The organism is Methylomonas sp. LL1, from assembly GCF_015711015.1.
GTDB lineage: Bacteria > Pseudomonadota > Gammaproteobacteria > Methylococcales > Methylomonadaceae > Methylomonas.
The window spans coordinates 503900-519959 of the sequence record NZ_CP064653.1 but is presented as its reverse complement, the minus strand read 5'-3'; the positions used below and the strand labels follow the sequence as shown (position 1 = coordinate 519959).

Here is a 16060-nt window from a genome sequence, read left to right as displayed (position 1 = left end):
GTTATAAGATGAAATGAACTGCGTAGCGTGGGATATTCATACACTTCCGCTGCACGATGCAATCGTGCAAGAGATACAGGTTTGTTGGTATCCAAAGCAAGTTACGTTAGCGTTAGATGTATTCTTAAATCCGAAATTAAAGGCCGAACCGTGCGAGCTTATTTTTTACGGCGTTACAAATATCGAAATTCCTCACTATGCTCCATGGGGGGAGTCATCCTGTATTAACGCAGTTCGGTTTGAAGAAAATCGTTTTCAAATTGAAATGCAAACAGGCGATATATTAAGTATTGAGGCGTCTAGTTATGAATTTAAAAAACTTCCCTTATAACACGTCGCTCAAAGGGACGCTCCGCTTCGCTACGCGCCCCTTAGTTTGGCGTTAGGCATCACATGAATTCTGTGTTCAAGCCGTTCGTTTGCGTTCGTATTAGGCAACTCCTCGGAGAGGAAAAGGCCTATGACGGTTGGAGAGTAAATCAGCGTCCGCCAAGAATTGGGGATTACGGCACAGTTGTGGATGTTCTGCGTGCGACGGGCTTGCCAGATAAGTACGTCGTCGAAAACTGTTTGTCGGATGGGACCAGTCTGTGGTTGGCAGACTTTTTTGCCGAAGAGCTTGAAATTGATCCTGCGGCAAATGCCTAACCCTGCGGCCAAGTTCGCCCTTCGGGCTGGGACTGCGCTAACGCGCAGCCCCTTACCTTCACGTTGGGCACAAATTACTAATGCCTAATATCCGCGAGAAAGTTTTGCAGTTATATGAAAGTCATAGGGAGGAACCCGGCGCCCCGTATGACGAAAGTCATTTTCTTGATTTTCTTCTAGCCGATGGTGCGACTAAAAGTGTTTATAACAGTTTCAAGGGACTTCGACGATTTAATGCATTTTGGGATGAGGTGCAGTATGAGTATGCAATTTTCTTCTCAATAAAAGACCGTGACGCTAACTATTCACTTGAGCGTTTTGTACAAAGAGTCGAGGAGCTTATTGAAAAGCCAAGTTCTTCGTTAGCCTCGCTCCGAAAACCGATGAAAGGTTATGTTGAAGGCATTGTGGTGGTGGGCCCATTGTTGTTTTGGATACCTGCACTTGCACTTCTAAATCATATTGTTATAGCTGCCGCACTCTTTAGCTGTGGTGCTGTTCTTTTACTTTATTTTTTCCTGATTTATAGGCGTGAACGAATGTACTTAAAACGGCTCCATCAAAAAATCAAAATGGCACAGCAGGGACGCCCAACCCGCCATTCAAGCGGGACGCGCTAACGCGCGCCCCTTAATTTAACGTTGGGCATCAGAAAGGTGAGCCGCTCATGGCATGCGATCTTGAAGAACTCGATCTTATTTCCGCCGTCTGGATTCTCACCAGCAACGACGAAAATCACTTAATCACACATGAAGGAATTCGTGAGCGCCTCGGCTTGGATGCAAGCTTCGATGTACGAGGACTTGTCCTAAAGCGCAGAGAGCTGTTTCGTCTTGGCGCGCCTCCGGGCGAACTTGAAGAGTGGCAAGCTTCAATGCGTAAAGGCAGTCGCCTCCCTGCGTGGATCAAACAAATCGATGACGATTCCAATCGTTTGAGCGTAATTGATGGCTTGAGCCAGAAAGATGTCTTTCGCAGTCAATTTCGGGCGAATCGTGGTTCTCCGAAATCAGAGGTCGCCGTGTTGAGTTGGGGGCTCGATCACATTGACCGTATCCGCAAATCAAAGATTGCGTCACAAGAGGTCAGCGCAAAAAGTTGGCAAATGTGGCTGGTCTTTTTTGTCGGTGTGGCAAACATCGTCGCAACCATCGCAGTTGCTGTCGTAAAGGGTAACGAAAGCAGGCCGCCTATGCCGGCCGCCACTGCTGCCCAATCGGGTAAGGGCGAGTTTTTCTCCCGCCCTCCCCACACCACCTAGCATGCGGGTCCGCACTAGGCGGTTGAAACAGGGTAATGAAAACGTACCCACTGGTCTTTGATCGACACCAAGCCCTGCGCTTTTAGCCACTCGTTGTTCATCGCCATCTGCGTAATTGGCGTTCGCGACATGGCGTAGGGCCCTTTCGAGCTGACGCCGGTTTTGATCGCTTCCTTTAGACTGACGCCTAGACTGACCAGATGGCTAATCTTGGTGCGCGGCCATCGCCACTGTTTCCAGTAGCAACAGCGCATGCGCCGCCGTAGCCATTCGTCCAGCTCGGGGATTGGCCGGTAGTATTCCGATAACGCAAAGTAGTTCATCCAGCCCACGATATAGCGGCGCAATTCGCGGTAGCGATAAGCCAGACTGACGCCCCACGAGCGCCCCGTGAGCTGTTTGATGCGATGTTTGAAGCGCTGTAGCACCTTGTCGCTCCAGACGATTTTATTGCCTCGGAAGCAAAACCCGAGAAACTCCAATTCGTTGCTGGTACAGATACGGCTTTTGTTGAGATTGACGTGCAGCTTCAACCGCTGTTCCAGAAAGCCTGTGACGTTGGCCTGCACCCGTTGAGCCGCCCGCAGGCTGCGCACGCAGATGACAAAGTCGTCGGCGTAACGCGCAAACCGGTGGCCGCATTGATGCAGATAGACGTCCAGCTCGTGCAACACGATATTGGCCAGCAACGGCGATAGCGGACCACCTTGAGGAACGCCCTTAATGGTCGCTTGCCGCTGCCCGTTTTCGATGACGCCGGCGCGCAAATAACGGCCGATCAGTTGCAGCACCCGCTTGTCGCGGATGCGTTGACCGAGCAACCGCATCAACACGTCGTGATTGACGTTGTCGAAGAAGGCGGCCAAATCGATGTCCACCACCATCCGGTATTTCGCCCGGATGTAGTCTCGCACTTGCCGGATGGCTTGGTGGGCATTTCGTCCCGGACGGAAGCCGTAGCTGTTGCGGCTGAACTCGCGCTCAAAGTGCGGCGCAAGTTGTTGCGCGATGGCTTGCTGGATGACGCGATCGGCGATCGTGGGTATGCCCAGCGGGCGTTTATCGCCGTTGGGTTTGGGTATCCACACCCGCCGGACCGCTTGCGGTTGATACTCACCGCTCATCAATTGGGTCTTGATGATCGGCCAGTGTTGTTGCGCCCAGGCAGGAAAATCCGACACGGCAATCGCGTCAACCCCAGCCGCGCCCTTGTTCGCCTTCACGCGCTTCCAGGCGCGTTGCAGGTTGTCGCGGGCGACGATGGTTTCCAGTAAAGGTTGTTCCAAGGCCTGCACGGTTGTCATACGCCGGTAGTCACTTCCCGCTTGGCGCAGGCTGCGTAAACACCGAGTCTGGCAAGGCGCTGCCCTGTCCTGTTTCTTTGGTCCTTCGCGCTGACGGCAATCCCGCCGCCAAGGCTACTATGACCGCTGCTGACTTCTGAAACGTCACGCCTCACATTGCTGTGCGGCGCGCTGCTCTTCACGAGCCGCTGGCGTTTCAGATCTCCCCAGATAAGAACATGAACTGTCACGACACAACCGCCGGATTTACTGTACAGCGCGAATTCATGGCCTTCGTTGTCCTGTGCCAACTCGACCCTGCTGCTCAGCCTTATATCCGATTTCTGTTCGTCGGCTCGTCGTTTTGCACTTAGGCTTCCTTCAGACAATCCCTCGCGGTCTTGCCTTTGCCCTCGGCTGGTCGTTATGATCGCTAACATGATTAACGTTGAATTCTCCGACAGGGGACTTACACCCCATAAGTTCATGCCCATGCTGGGCGTACACATGTCGCTCAAAGGGACGCTCCGCTTCGCTACGCGCCCCTTAGCTCGGCGTTAGGCACCATGCCAATCACCGTCCGCCCTCCCGATATTGAGGCCGAAATCTCTTTCCTGCCCACAGAGCGTGGCGGTCGTCGGTCTCCTACAATTTCGGGCTATCGGCCAAGCCACGATTTTGGGCTCGACGGAATGCTCAACGACGCAGCACACGAGTATGTTGATTGTGATTCGGTGTCTCCCGGTCAATCACTAATTGAAATATTCCCACATGCGGCACCTCAGACATAACCAACCGAAGAAGCCGACGCCGGCTGTGGAATGCATCTTTCACAGTAAACTAGCTAAAACAATTATCTAAAGGGCGTTTATAATCAAACCACCTTTTCCACAACATTTTAAGGTACGCAATGAACCCACAATACAGCTTCTCATTTGACAAAGGCGACGGCAAAAACAAGGCGTTATTGGGCGGCAAGGGTGCCAACCTTTGCGAAATGACGCAAATGGGGCTCAACGTGCCCCCCGGATTTGTGATTACTACCGCTACCTGTCTGCAATATCTGGAAAACAAGCAACTCCCGCCTGATTTGATGGACGAAGTCCGCCAACAAATCGCCGATATTGAACAAACCACCGGTAAACATTTCGGCGGCGCCAGCGATCCTTTGTTGGTGTCGGTGCGTTCCGGTTCGGCCATTTCGATGCCGGGCATGATGGATACTATTCTGAACCTTGGCTTGAATAAGCAAACCTTGGCGGCATTAATCGAAATGACCGATGACGCCCGCTTTGCCTATGACGCCTACCGGCGCTTTATTCAATTGTTCGGCAAGGTGGCGCTGGGTATCGACGATGAAAAATTCGACCTGCATTTCCATGAAGTCAAGCGCAATGCCGGCATCAAGGCCGATGTGGCGTTGAGCGCCGATCAACTGCAGGAGATCAGTGAGCTATTTCTGCAAGTGGTCCATGAAGAAACCGGCCGGCCGTTTCCGGAAGATGTCTATGAGCAACTGGAAATTGCCATCAAGGCAGTATTCAACTCCTGGCTGGGTCGGCGCGCGGTCGATTATCGCCGCGAATTCCATATCACGCCGGAAGTCGCCAACGGTACCGCCGTCAACATCGTCACCATGGTGTTCGGCAACATGGGCGACGATTGCGCCACCGGCGTCGGCTTTACCCGCAATCCCGGTACCGGCGACAATGAAATGTACGGCGAATACTTGGTCAACGCCCAGGGCGAGGACGTGGTAGCCGGCATCCGCACCCCGAAACCGGTGCATGAAATGGCCAAGGAAATGCCCGAACAATACCGGCAATTGGTGGAACTGCGCAACAAACTGGAAGCGCATTACCAGGAAGTGCAAGATTACGAATACACCATCGAACGTGGCGTGCTGTATTGCCTGCAAACCCGCAACGGCAAAATGAACGCGGCGGCGATGGTAAAAACCTCGATCGATATGGTTAAGGAAGGCCTGATCAGCAAGGAAAGGGCCTTGCTGCGTATCAATCCCGAATTATTGGAACAATTGCTGCATCCGCAACTCACCGCCGACCATGGTCAAAAACCCTTGGCGCAAGGCTTGCCGGCCTCGCCCGGCGCGGCCTGCGGTAAATGCGTGTTCGATGCCGATACCGCGGTACGTCTGGGTAAAACCGGCGAAGAGCTGATTCTGTTGCGCGAGGAAACCAAACCGGAAGACATTCACGGCTTTTTCGCCGCCCAAGGCATCCTGACTAGCCGCGGCGGCAAGACTTCGCATGCGGCGGTCGTGGCGCGCGGGATGGGCAAAGCCTGTGTCGCCGGTGCCGAAGACATCTGGGTCGATGTCCGCGCCCGTCAAGCCATCGTCGGCGACATCCACATCAAGGAAGGCGATCTGATCACCATCGACGGCGGCACTGGCAACATTTATCTAGGCCGCATCCCGACCATTAAGCCTTCGTTTTCCCAAGACCTGAAAACCCTGCTGAGTTGGGCCGACGACACCGCCCGCCTCCGCGTGCATGCCAACGCCGACACTCCGGCCATGGCCCGTCTGGCCGCCGAATACGGCGCCAAGGGCATAGGTTTGTGCCGCACCGAACGCATGTTCAATGCGGTAGATCGGTTGCCGCTGGTGATCGATATGATCCTGGCCCATAACACCGACGAACGCGAGGCGGCGTTGGCGAAACTGTTCCCGATTCAACGCGACGACTTCCAGCAACTTTTCGAAGCCATGTCGCCGCATCCGGTAACCGTGCGCTTGCTCGATCCGCCGATGCACGAGTTTTTACCGAACGAGCATCAGTTACTGGATGAAATCAATTCGTTGAAACATTACCTGACCATCGTCAAGGGCCAGCGTGTCACCCTGGAAACCATCCATGGTCACGCGGAACTGCCCGCTCCCTTCAATTTGCTCAACGAAGAAGTGATTCTGGAAGCCATTGCCAAGAAGGAGATGATGCTGGACAAGGTACTCGAACTGTACGAAGTCAATCCGATGCTGGGCCATCGCGGCGTGCGTCTGGGCATGAGCTATCCCGAAATCTACAAGATGCAAATCCGCTCGATTCTGGAAGCGGCCGCCCGTTGCGTCAAACAACGCATCCCGGTCGAGCCTGAAATCATGGTGCCGCAGGTCATCACAGCGCAGGAGCTGAAAAAGGTCAAACAGTTTGTCGATGAGATTCAGGCTGAAGTCGAAGCCCAATACAAACTCAGCCTCAATTTTAAATTCGGCACCATGATAGAAACGGTACGCGCATGTACCCGGGCCGATCATTTGGCCAAAATTGCCGCGTTCTTTTCATTCGGCACCAACGACCTGACTCAGGCCACCTTCTCGTTTTCACGCGAAGATGCGGAAAACAAGTTTTTACCGCTGTATGAAGATTCCGGTCTGCTGCAGGATAATCCGTTCGAAACCCTGGACGTTCAAGGTTTGGGCAAATTGATGAAAATGGCTGTTGAATTGGGCCGGGAGCAACGCCCGGATTTGAAAGTGGGTATTTGCGGCGAACACGGCGGCCATCCGCGTTCAATTCACTTCGTGCATGGCCTAGGACTGAACTATGTATCCTGCTCGGCGCCTAGAATTCCGGTAGCTCGCTTGGCTGCCGCGCACGCCAAACTGTTGGAAGCGAAATAATCCGGCCGCGATGCCCGCCAATCTCAAGCCCTAGCGGGCATCGCATTCGGGCTGTGCCGGCTCGATCAGCGGCCAATATTACCCTTGATATTTTGCCACCCGGTTTCTACCCGAGTGTTTAGCCGCATACAACGCTTGATCGGCGTGCAGCAATAAATCGCCGCACTCCATGGCTCCCTTCGGAATCACCGTAGCTACGCCCAAGCTAATGGTTACAAATTGAGAAACCTTGGAATCGGGATGGGGTAATTTCATGGTTTCCACCGCCATCCGTAGAATCTCGGCCAACTGCATGATTTGGACCGAATCGCAAGCCGCCACCACGCAAAATTCCTCGCCGCCATAGCGGGCTATCAAATCGCCGGATCGCCTGAAGTAACGTCTCAGAGTACGCGCCACCTGTCTCAGGCATTGATCGCCTTCTACATGCCCCAGATTATCGTTGTACGCCTTGAAAAAATCGATGTCTATCATGATCATTGACAGTGGATAATGATGGCGCGTGGCCCGCTTCCATTCTCGCCGCAAGAAAGCGTCGTAATAGCGCCGGTTAGGGAGCAGGGTCAATGCGTCAAGATAGGCCAGTTGCAGATGGCTTTTGGCCTTGGTCAGCCGCTTATTCAGTTTCGACTGTGCCCAATAAGCAAACAGCAACGCGACTAAACCGGTGGCCGCGATCAACAGATGAGAATTTTTCAGATTCTCCAACCTCTCGGCCAGAAAATTATCGATATTGGCGGCGGGTATGCTAACGCTGATACCCCCGCGCGGATCGCCAACCTTGCCGCCGTCTCCTCCATGGCATTTCAAACAATCTTGCTCCAGTATCAACGGCGCCATGTAACGATAAAAAGGCTGGCCATTGATAGCGCTCAGTTCGTTAAAATGGTCCTGGCCTTTTTCAAAAGCCTTCAGCGCCGTGACTTCCCAGGCATCGGCCTTATTTTCGGGCCGAATTGGCTTCAGACTGGTGATGTGAAAGCGGATACCCGATTGATTCCGTTCCATTTCAGCCAGTTGCCGAGTCATATAAGCCGGGTTGATCAGGGTCAACTGCATACCGTCCGGGGTCAATATGTCCCGGTTTGGCACGTTCAGATAGGGATTAGGCTGATTCTGCTCGGTTACTGGCACGTAAACGCCGCCATGTTGGCCATTCCATTGCCGCATTAGCACAATATGCTGAAAAAACATTTCGGCTTGTTTGTAGGCGATTTTATGACCGTATTGTTTATCTTCAGCAACCTGCTGATAAAATGAAACGCCGATCATCATCAGCCAGAACGCCGTAAAGATCAGGAAGCCGCCTGTTTTCATTCAGATCCTTGCTATTAGCCGTTGATTTACACTGCCCACAATGAACATCAGTGAAGCCGTCCCGATACAACAGCCACAAATTAGTTTCTAGACTTGCCTGACTGATTATAATCAATATCAGACAATTACAAGCAATTTCAAGAAATATTCTTCAATCAGCTTTTATGAACTTCATAATTCTTTTGTGCGGCAACTATAAACAGGTATGCTTGCATAATAGATGAACTTGATCACTCTTTTGAAATGACAGACAACCCGACAACGCCCCACCCTATCGAACACGATCACAACCAATGCATACACAATGCGATTTCCGCCGCGGAACAGCTATGCACTCGCCGTGGCGTGCTGTTAACGCCGATACGCCATAAAATCCTGGAATTGATTTGGAATAGCCATAGAGCCATCAAAGCCTATGATTTGCTCGACCAAATCCGCCCCATCAACGATGCCGCCAAACCGTCGACCGTATATCGCGCCCTGGATTTTTTGCTAGAGCAAGGCCTGATTCACCGGGTCGAAAGCTTGAACGCGTTTGTCGGTTGCCGTAGTTCCGGTACCCAACATGATCAATTATTACTGATCTGCACCGCCTGCCACAACGTTGAAGAACGGGCCGCGCCGAATGTGTTTGTCGCGCTGGCCGAAGAAATGCGCAACGCCACTTTCAGCCCGCAACGCAAAACCATCGAAATTCACGGCTTATGCAATAGCTGCCAAGCCGAATAAGGCCCATTACGAAATCCTTATAAACATTGACCTAAATCAATATCAAGCAAGCGAATGCCCCTAGAATACAACCCATGTCGATTGCTTTCCTACCGTTGACATGATCCTCTTGAAAGATAGGTCTTTGGGCGGGTGAGGTTTCTCCCCCGCCCTTTTTTTATCTATAATCCCCGGCTTAATTGATTTTGTCCGGCCTATTATGCTTACCGCCCACCAGAAAACCCTCGTTTCGCAAGCCGGTCTCGACTTTGACACGCTTAGCGAACAGCGTTTTTGCCAATTACGCCAACATCCCGACCTGATCGTTTCCGCCGACGATGCTGAGTTGGTGCGTTTTTTACAAATTGCCAACGCCTTATATCGCGGCGGCGAAGCCGCCATCAGCGACGCGGATTACGACTTTGTCTATCTGGCCGAGCTTAAGAATCGCAATCCCGGCCACCCACTGCTGCACTCGGTGGAACCAGAACCGGCTTTTGCCGGCAAGACCGTGGACTTGCCGGTCATCATGTTGTCCACCGACAAGGCCTATACGCTGGAAGAGATCGAACGCTGGGCCGGCCGCATCGAAAAAGCCGCGACCGAATTTGGCAAAAACTTCGCCGAACTGATATTCAAAGTCACGCCCAAGCTGGACGGCTATGCCGCCTACGACGATGGCGAAATGCTGTATACCCGTGGCGATGGCCGCAAGGGCCAGGACATCAGCCGGGTCTTCGAGCGCGGCTTGCAAGTAGCCAATCAAGGCCGGCGCGGGCTGGGTCCGGGTGAAATCGTGGTATCCCGCAGTTATTTCGACAAAAATCTGGCCGATATTTTCGACAACGCCCGTAACTTTCAGGCCAGCGTCATCAAGGAAAAACAACTGGACGAACACGCCGAACGGGCCATCAAGGAGCATGCGGCGGTATTTTATCCGTTTGCCCTGCTGCCTTGCTGGACAGGTCCGTGGCAAGACCTGATCGGCGACTTCGAACATATCGTCAAAACCATCTGGCACCAGCTCGATTACGATGTCGACGGCGTGATCCTGGAAATCGTCGATGACGAACTGAAAACCCGGATGGGCGCCACTCGCCATCATCACCGCTGGCAGCTGGCCTACAAGGAAAATCTGCAAACCGCCGAGGTCCGGGTATTGAATGTAACGCCGCAGACCTCGCGTTCGGGCCGGATCACGCCGGTGGCCGAACTGGAACCGGTCCGGCTCAGCGGCGCCTTGTTGTCCAGAGCCACGGCTCATCATTACAAAATGGTGGTCGACAAAGGCATAGGTCCCGGCGCGATCATCCAATTGGCCCGCTCCGGCGAAGTCATTCCCAAAATCGAATCGGTGATTCGCCCCGCCGAACCGCAAGTGCCTAGCCACTGCCCCAGCTGCAATCACGAATTGGTCTGGGACAACGACTTTCTGATTTGCCCGAATAACCTGGCCTGCCCGGCCCAAATCAGCAACAGCATGGAACATTTTTTCCGTGTGTTGAAAAACAACGACGGTTTCGGCGCGGCCACCATCAAGAAACTGTACGAATACGGCATACGCCGGGTCGACGAAATCTATGCGCTGACCGGCGAGCAATTCGAAAGCATGGGCTTCGGCCCCAAGCAATCGCAAAATCTGGTCGATCAGTTAGCGCGCAGCCGCAACGAAGCGGTGGAGGACTGGCGCTTTTTGGCGGCATTTGGCGTATTCCGGATGGGTTTGGGCAATTGCGAACGGCTACTAAAACATCACGCCTTGATTGACATCTTCACGCTGACCGAAGCCGACATCATCGCCATCGAAGGCTTTGCCGAAAAAACCGCCGTCGTCATTACCGAAGGTTTCGCCAACATCAAGCCGCTGTTCGAGATTTTGCTGGCACTGGGGTTCAATCTACAAGCCAGCCAAAACCCACTAAGCGATGTATCGCATCCCTTGGCCGGCAAGTCCCTGGTATTTACCGGCACCTTGCACAGCGGCAGCCGCGACGAACTCAGCAAACAAGCCAAAGCCAAGGGCGCGAAAGTCGGTGCTTCGGTGTCGGCCAAAACCGACTATCTGGTGGCGGGCGACAATGTCGGCGCCAATAAGCTGAATGCGGCCCGCGACAAGGGCGTCGACATCATCAGCGAACAAGAATTTTTGCAACTGCTGAATGGGAATAGCGCATGAATCCAACCCGCCCCATCGTGCTATGTTTTTCCGGCCACGATCCCAGCGGCGGTGCCGGCGTGCAAGCCGACATCGAAACTATCGTTAGCCACCGCTGCCATGCCGCCAGCATCATTACCGCGCTGACCGAGCAAGATAGCCGTAATGTCAAAAAGTTGATTCCGCAACAAGCCGACGACATCCTGCGTCAGACCGAAACTCTGCTCGGCGATTTCAGCATCGCCGCGATCAAGATCGGTCTAATCGGACACCATGAAACCGCGCAAGTACTTAGCCGAATATTACGGCAATGCCCCGGCATTCCCGTAGTGCTGGACCCGGTGCTGGCGGCGGGCGGCGGCACCGAACTGGGCGGACAACGCTTGCTGGAATCCGTCGTGGAACATCTTCTGCCACTGACGACGCTACTGACACCCAATAGCCAGGAAGCCCGCCGTCTTGCGGATTCACAAGACATAACCGACTGCGGCCAAAGCTTGCGAGCTAAAGGCGCCGACTATGTGCTGATCACCGGCACCCATGAAGACTCGGAACAAGTGCACAACCGCTTATTCATGCCCGATGACTTGAACGAAACCTTTACCTGGGAGCGTCTGCCAAACAGTTATCACGGTTCCGGCTGCACCCTCGCCAGCGCCGCCGCCGCCTTGCTCGCTCAAGGCTTGGATATGTTTACCGCCGTCAACGAAGCCCAGGAATACACCTGGCAAGCCTTGGCCGCCGCCTATTTGCCAGGACGAGGCCAGCATAATCCCAACCGTTTGTTTTGGATGGATACATGAGGTTTCCCGAACGTGGCTTGTACGCCATCACCCAGCCCGAAAACAAAACCATGGCCCAAGTCTTATCCGAGGTTGAAGCGGCCTTGAAAGGCGGCGCGGTGGTGGTTCAATACCGCGACAAAAATCCTATTGATGCGGTAGCGCTGGCCAGTTGCTTATTAACCGCCTGCCATGCCTATCAAGTACCCTTATTGATCAACGATAGCGTGGAACTGGCGTTAACCGTCGGTGCCGATGGCGTGCATCTGGGCAAGGATGACGGCGAACTTGCCGACGCCAGGCATCGCCTAGGGCCTGCTGCGATCATCGGCGTATCGTGCTATAACGATATACAAAAAGCCCGCGCGGCGGCGAACCATGGTGCTGATTATGTCGCCTTTGGCCGCTTCTTCCCGTCAGATTCCAAACCCTTGGCCCTACCCGCCGACACCGCCACGTTGACTCGGGCCAAACAGCAATTGAATCTTCCCATTGTCGCCATCGGCGGTATTCTGCCGGAAAACGGTGGACAGTTAATCGCGGCAGGTGCAGACTTGCTGGCGGTGATAGGCGGTATCTTCGACCACGAGCCGGAAGTCTCGGCCCGCGCCTACCAAGCCTTGTTTAACCCTTAATCCGAGGAAATCGTTATGTCGGAACATGTCTATCAAAAAATCGAACTAACCGGCTCGTCTTGCGCCGGTATCCAGCAAGCCATCGAAAATGCCATCGCCAAAGCCGGTGAAACCATCAAAAACATGCGCTGGTTCGAGGTGGTGGAAACCCGAGGCCATATCGAGAATGGCAAGGTAGCGCATTGGCAGGTAACGATCAAGGTAGGTTATACCTTGACCGATTGAATCAGAATCACTATTCGGTGTAGGTACGGATTATCCACACAGTGCGAATAATTAATAATGGCTATGAACAAGTTGCAGGTTGAAGAAATACCGGGTCATGTGTGACGCATAGCGTGAGTAATCGGTTAGGAATCTGGTTTTCCCAAAATCGTCGATTCAACCGATAGCAAAATTCGTCGAGATATTCCTGTACATAGTTACCTGACACACCATGGTAAGTACCCAGCAAATAGCTTTTAAGGTTACTGATGACCACATGAACCCAAGGTAACCATTCACTCGCCATTTCAGGAGGGGTTACCTTGGCGATATGGTGATGTTCCTCGGCCAGCACATTGAGCGCAGCCAGCGCATCGGTATGCAGGGTTTGGCCTGGGGCAAGCGTTTGTTGGGCGAATGCTCTAACACTCTCGTGCGTCACCTGCTCAACCACCTTCATAGCCACAAAGCCGGGCTTACCATCATTATGTTCGCAAGCCACTAAAATAGTGGTTTTACCGGCGGCGCCTCGCCCGCGTTTACCGGCACGTTTGCCGCCGATAAAGGCATCATCGAATTCGATAATGCCGCTTAGTTTGTACAGATTATTCTGATCACCCATGGCCGTGCGTAATTTTCTCAACAGCCGTTGCGCCGTCAGCCAGGAAACACCAATTAGTTTGGTCAGCCGCAATGCGGAGATACTACCCTTGTCCGACGATACCCAATAAAGACTCCAAAACCATTTCACGAGCGGTAATTTGGTGTTGTGAAACAAGGTGCCGGCTGTCACCGATGTGTGATGATGACAAACTGCACATTCGTAGACATGTCGTGTCTGGAGCAACCAACCTTTCTGATGGCCACAGCGTGGACAGCAAAACCCTTCAGGCCACCTGAGGTTGATGATGGCTTGAAGACAACTTTTTTCATCGGCAAAGTGCTGTTGCCACTCCCAAAAACTCGTGATCTTTGCTTGCATGACCGCTCTCCAGAATATCCCACTAAAATTCAGATCGGGTAACCTGTGGTAAGTTCATAGCCATGTAATTAATTAGACTCTGTCAGCCCCGACATATTCCTCAGCTCGGTTACATTAGTGGCAATCACTGGCGGGATCTGGTCGATTGAAAACTGGCGAGTAGCTAGCCTACAAACCACTGAATCGTATATAGCGCCTAAGCGGCGATCCCGCCGACCAGACGAAAGCCTCGGTGTAATAATGCATCAACGCCAGATAACCGATCAACCCCAGCGTAACCGCCTTATAGATTTGGGTGGAAAACACGGTTTGTAGGATTAGGTTGACCAAATCGTCGCCATAAACCTGCATCAAATAGGTCAACAACAACGACAACAACGGCAACACCAGCGCCACCGGCAAATGGCAACGCCAAGCCATTCGAAACAAGCCGTTTTGCGGTTGCTCGCCATGGCGGTTAACATCATGGCTGACATAGAAGCTATAAGCAGTGATGTCATGCACCAGCCGCGGCATCAAAATCGCCAGAAAATAATACTGTTCACTATAAACATACCAACTGGCCAGCACCAGCAAACTATTCGCCCATAAAAACCACAACCCAAATCGGCTGGGAACGTATTTCTGACAAATCACGGTGCTAATCAGCAAGCCGGCCGTCAACAGACTGGCAATTTGTAACACCAGCTCGGCTTGCTGCGGCGAAAGACTATTTTTTAAAAACACCCCCATATAAATAAAAATACCGGCGCTAACGCTGAGCCACAATTGCAGGTAAAACGCCCAGTTGGGTAAACGGCAAACCGCCTTGGCGATGCCGTGCTGCTGTTTCAGCACGTGATAAACCGTCCAACAAGCGCTAATGATGTAAAGCACCCGGTAAGGTATGAACAGACTGCCCACGCCAAAGAACAAAATGATGAACAACGTCATGCCGATCAATTTGTTTTTGTAGGTATTCAGATAATCGCGATGACTGAACAGCAACAGATTACTGGCCACGATATGCGGCGTGCCGAACAGAAGCTGGAACAGCAAAAAATGACTGGGGCTACTGGGCAGCCAATCGCGCAAGGCATGGTCGAAACCAAACCGATCCAGCCATAGCACTAGCACGCATAAGGGCACAATGGCATACAAGCTCAGTAGAAAACGGAAGGATACCGACAGCTTATTATTGCTGGTTTGATACGGAAATATAATGCCTTGGGCTGACATGAGCGCCACCTTTATTGTTATTGTTGTAGTGGCTTATTATCACTAATCGGTCTTACGATTCAACTGCTTATTGGCAAAGCCCCCAAGAAGTCCTTCTTGCCGATGTCCACGCCGTTATGCCGCAAAATCGCGTAGGCGGTGGCGACATGAAAATAGACATTAGGCAGGACGAAATCGGTCAGATACGCTTGGCCTTTGAAGCTGACGGTTTTGTCGTGCATGGGCAGCATGATGGTTTTATTCTCGGAATCGTCTATTTGTTCAGGGGCGAACGATTCCAGCAGCGCAATCGTATTATCGATTCGCGCCAACAGTTCTGGAAAAGTCGATTCATAGTCTTCGAACTTTGGCGGCTCCAATCCGGCTAGCCGTGACGCTGCCCCCTTGGCAACATCGGTTGCGATCTGAACTTGCCGCGACAAGGGATACATATCCGGATAAAGACGCGCCAGGACCAGAACGGACGGATCAATTTTCCTTGCTTCCGCATGAGCGGCCGCTTTTTCCAGAATATTACGCAAATGGGTCAGGCTACGAATCATGGGCGGAACGGATGAAGCATACATGGAAATCGACATGGCGAGTTCTCCTAAATCGTTCAAAGGCTTACTGTAACCGAATCGGCGACGTGAGTCCCGATCAATCGCCCATGCAGGCACGATTACATCTCACTGAGCCGTTGGCCGAATGCGGCGACCTGCTCCCAATCGGTGAATTCAATAACGGCGGACGGATCGGTTGGCCCCTTTGTCATCCACATGATTAAACGAATCACTAACCGGTCGACAGGTCTGTAACTGGGGTAATCAATCTTGCCGGCAAATACCGCCAACTCTTTGGGTTTCCAGCGGATGCGCCGCAGAAATTTTTGCAGATAGGGATTGGTTTCCGGGCTGCTTTTCTCCGGTTTGCGCGCTACAACGTTGACCGAAAAAAAGGCGTTGGGCTTACTGTCTAACAGTTGCCTGTTGCTTTCAATAAACTCGGCTATCCGTGGGTCGTGATGGCCATAGCGTATGCTGGCACCGATCACGATATTATCGAAGTCGGACAAATCCAATTTAACGGCCTGTTCAATTGAAACCAGCGTGACCTTATGCTGTCGTTGCTCAATAACGATTCGTAATCGTTGGCAAATTTTTAAGGTTTGCCCATCGGCTGTTGAATAAACGATCAAGATATTGGATAGGTTGCGTGGTCTCATGATTTATGCGGGTAACG

17 protein-coding genes are annotated in these 16060 nt (G+C 52.5%); 10 read left to right on the top strand and 7 right to left on the bottom strand.

What is annotated here, in order from left to right; genetic code table 11:
• Positions 1–13: 13 nt before the first annotated feature.
• From IVG45_RS02925 to IVG45_RS02910, 4 genes are all read left to right on the top strand, one after another.
• Complete coding sequence (locus tag IVG45_RS02925; protein WP_196436403.1) at positions 14–331, top strand: hypothetical protein; 318 nt, start codon at positions 14–16, stop codon at positions 329–331.
• 62 nt (positions 332–393) lie between these two features.
• Positions 394–648, top strand: coding sequence for a hypothetical protein (locus IVG45_RS02920; protein ID WP_196436402.1), 255 nt, complete (start codon positions 394–396; stop codon positions 646–648).
• A gap of 80 nt (positions 649–728) precedes the next feature.
• Positions 729–1268, top strand: a complete 540-nt coding sequence (locus IVG45_RS02915) for a hypothetical protein (RefSeq protein ID WP_196436401.1) — start codon at positions 729–731, stop codon at positions 1266–1268.
• Positions 1269–1315: 47 nt separating this feature from the next.
• Positions 1316–1909, top strand: a complete 594-nt coding sequence (locus tag IVG45_RS02910; RefSeq protein ID WP_196436400.1) for a hypothetical protein — start codon at positions 1316–1318, stop codon at positions 1907–1909.
• A gap of 14 nt (positions 1910–1923) precedes the next feature.
• Here the strand turns inward: IVG45_RS02910 and ltrA are convergent, their stop codons facing one another.
• Complete coding sequence (ltrA, locus tag IVG45_RS02905) at positions 1924–3213, bottom strand: group II intron reverse transcriptase/maturase (protein WP_196436399.1); 1290 nt, start codon at positions 3211–3213, stop codon at positions 1924–1926.
• Entirely contained in the window at positions 3210–3632 is a 423-nt protein-coding gene (locus IVG45_RS02900; RefSeq protein ID WP_196436398.1) for a hypothetical protein, read from the bottom strand. The genes ltrA and IVG45_RS02900 overlap by 4 nt, the downstream gene beginning before the upstream one ends.
• A gap of 470 nt (positions 3633–4102) precedes the next feature.
• Here IVG45_RS02900 and ppdK point away from each other — a divergent pair, with 470 nt between their 5' ends.
• The gene (gene ppdK / locus IVG45_RS02895) at positions 4103–6838 is read left to right on the top strand and encodes a pyruvate, phosphate dikinase (RefSeq protein WP_196436397.1); all 2736 of its coding nucleotides are present in this window, start codon (positions 4103–4105) and stop codon (positions 6836–6838) included.
• Between the two features lie 78 nt (positions 6839–6916).
• On the opposite strand, the gene IVG45_RS02890 is transcribed toward ppdK, so the two are convergent.
• Positions 6917–8155: a diguanylate cyclase domain-containing protein gene (locus IVG45_RS02890; protein WP_196436396.1), complete on the bottom strand. Its 1239-nt coding sequence runs from the start codon at positions 8153–8155 to the stop codon at positions 6917–6919.
• Between the two features lie 243 nt (positions 8156–8398).
• Here IVG45_RS02890 and IVG45_RS02885 point away from each other — a divergent pair, with 243 nt between their 5' ends.
• The 5 genes from IVG45_RS02885 to IVG45_RS02865 all read left to right on the top strand — a co-directional run bounded on the left by IVG45_RS02885 (position 8399) and on the right by IVG45_RS02865 (position 12660).
• Positions 8399–8884: a transcriptional repressor gene (locus IVG45_RS02885; RefSeq protein WP_196436395.1), complete on the top strand. Its 486-nt coding sequence runs from the start codon at positions 8399–8401 to the stop codon at positions 8882–8884.
• 199 nt (positions 8885–9083) lie between these two features.
• Positions 9084–11039 carry a BRCT domain-containing protein gene (locus IVG45_RS02880; RefSeq protein ID WP_196436394.1) on the top strand — a complete coding sequence of 652 codons (1956 nt, stop codon included), beginning with the start codon at positions 9084–9086 and terminating at the stop codon, positions 11037–11039.
• Positions 11036–11821 carry a bifunctional hydroxymethylpyrimidine kinase/phosphomethylpyrimidine kinase gene (thiD, locus tag IVG45_RS02875; protein WP_196436393.1) on the top strand — a complete coding sequence of 262 codons (786 nt, stop codon included), beginning with the start codon at positions 11036–11038 and terminating at the stop codon, positions 11819–11821. Before IVG45_RS02880 ends, thiD begins: the two co-directional genes overlap by 4 nt.
• On the top strand, positions 11818–12435 hold the full coding sequence (gene thiE / locus IVG45_RS02870) for a thiamine phosphate synthase (RefSeq protein ID WP_196436392.1): 618 nt from the start codon (positions 11818–11820) through the stop codon (positions 12433–12435). The genes thiD and thiE overlap by 4 nt, the downstream gene beginning before the upstream one ends.
• Before the next feature lie 15 nt (positions 12436–12450).
• Positions 12451–12660, top strand: a complete 210-nt coding sequence (locus IVG45_RS02865) for a dodecin (protein ID WP_196436391.1) — start codon at positions 12451–12453, stop codon at positions 12658–12660.
• A 61-nt stretch (positions 12661–12721) separates the two neighbouring features.
• Here IVG45_RS02865 and IVG45_RS02860 read toward each other — a convergent pair whose 3' ends face one another.
• The 4 genes from IVG45_RS02860 to hemG form a co-directional block, all read right to left on the bottom strand.
• Positions 12722–13621, bottom strand: coding sequence for an IS1595 family transposase (locus IVG45_RS02860; protein WP_196434642.1), 900 nt, complete (start codon positions 13619–13621; stop codon positions 12722–12724).
• 168 nt (positions 13622–13789) lie between these two features.
• Positions 13790–14839 carry a hypothetical protein gene (locus IVG45_RS02855; RefSeq protein ID WP_196436390.1) on the bottom strand — a complete coding sequence of 350 codons (1050 nt, stop codon included), beginning with the start codon at positions 14837–14839 and terminating at the stop codon, positions 13790–13792.
• Between the two features lie 59 nt (positions 14840–14898).
• The gene (locus tag IVG45_RS02850; protein WP_196436389.1) at positions 14899–15417 is read right to left on the bottom strand and encodes a DUF1993 domain-containing protein; all 519 of its coding nucleotides are present in this window, start codon (positions 15415–15417) and stop codon (positions 14899–14901) included.
• Between the two features lie 83 nt (positions 15418–15500).
• A complete protein-coding gene (gene hemG, locus IVG45_RS02845) occupies positions 15501–16043 on the bottom strand; it encodes a menaquinone-dependent protoporphyrinogen IX dehydrogenase (protein ID WP_196436388.1) in 543 nt (180 codons plus the stop codon).
• Positions 16044–16060 lie beyond the last annotated feature (17 nt).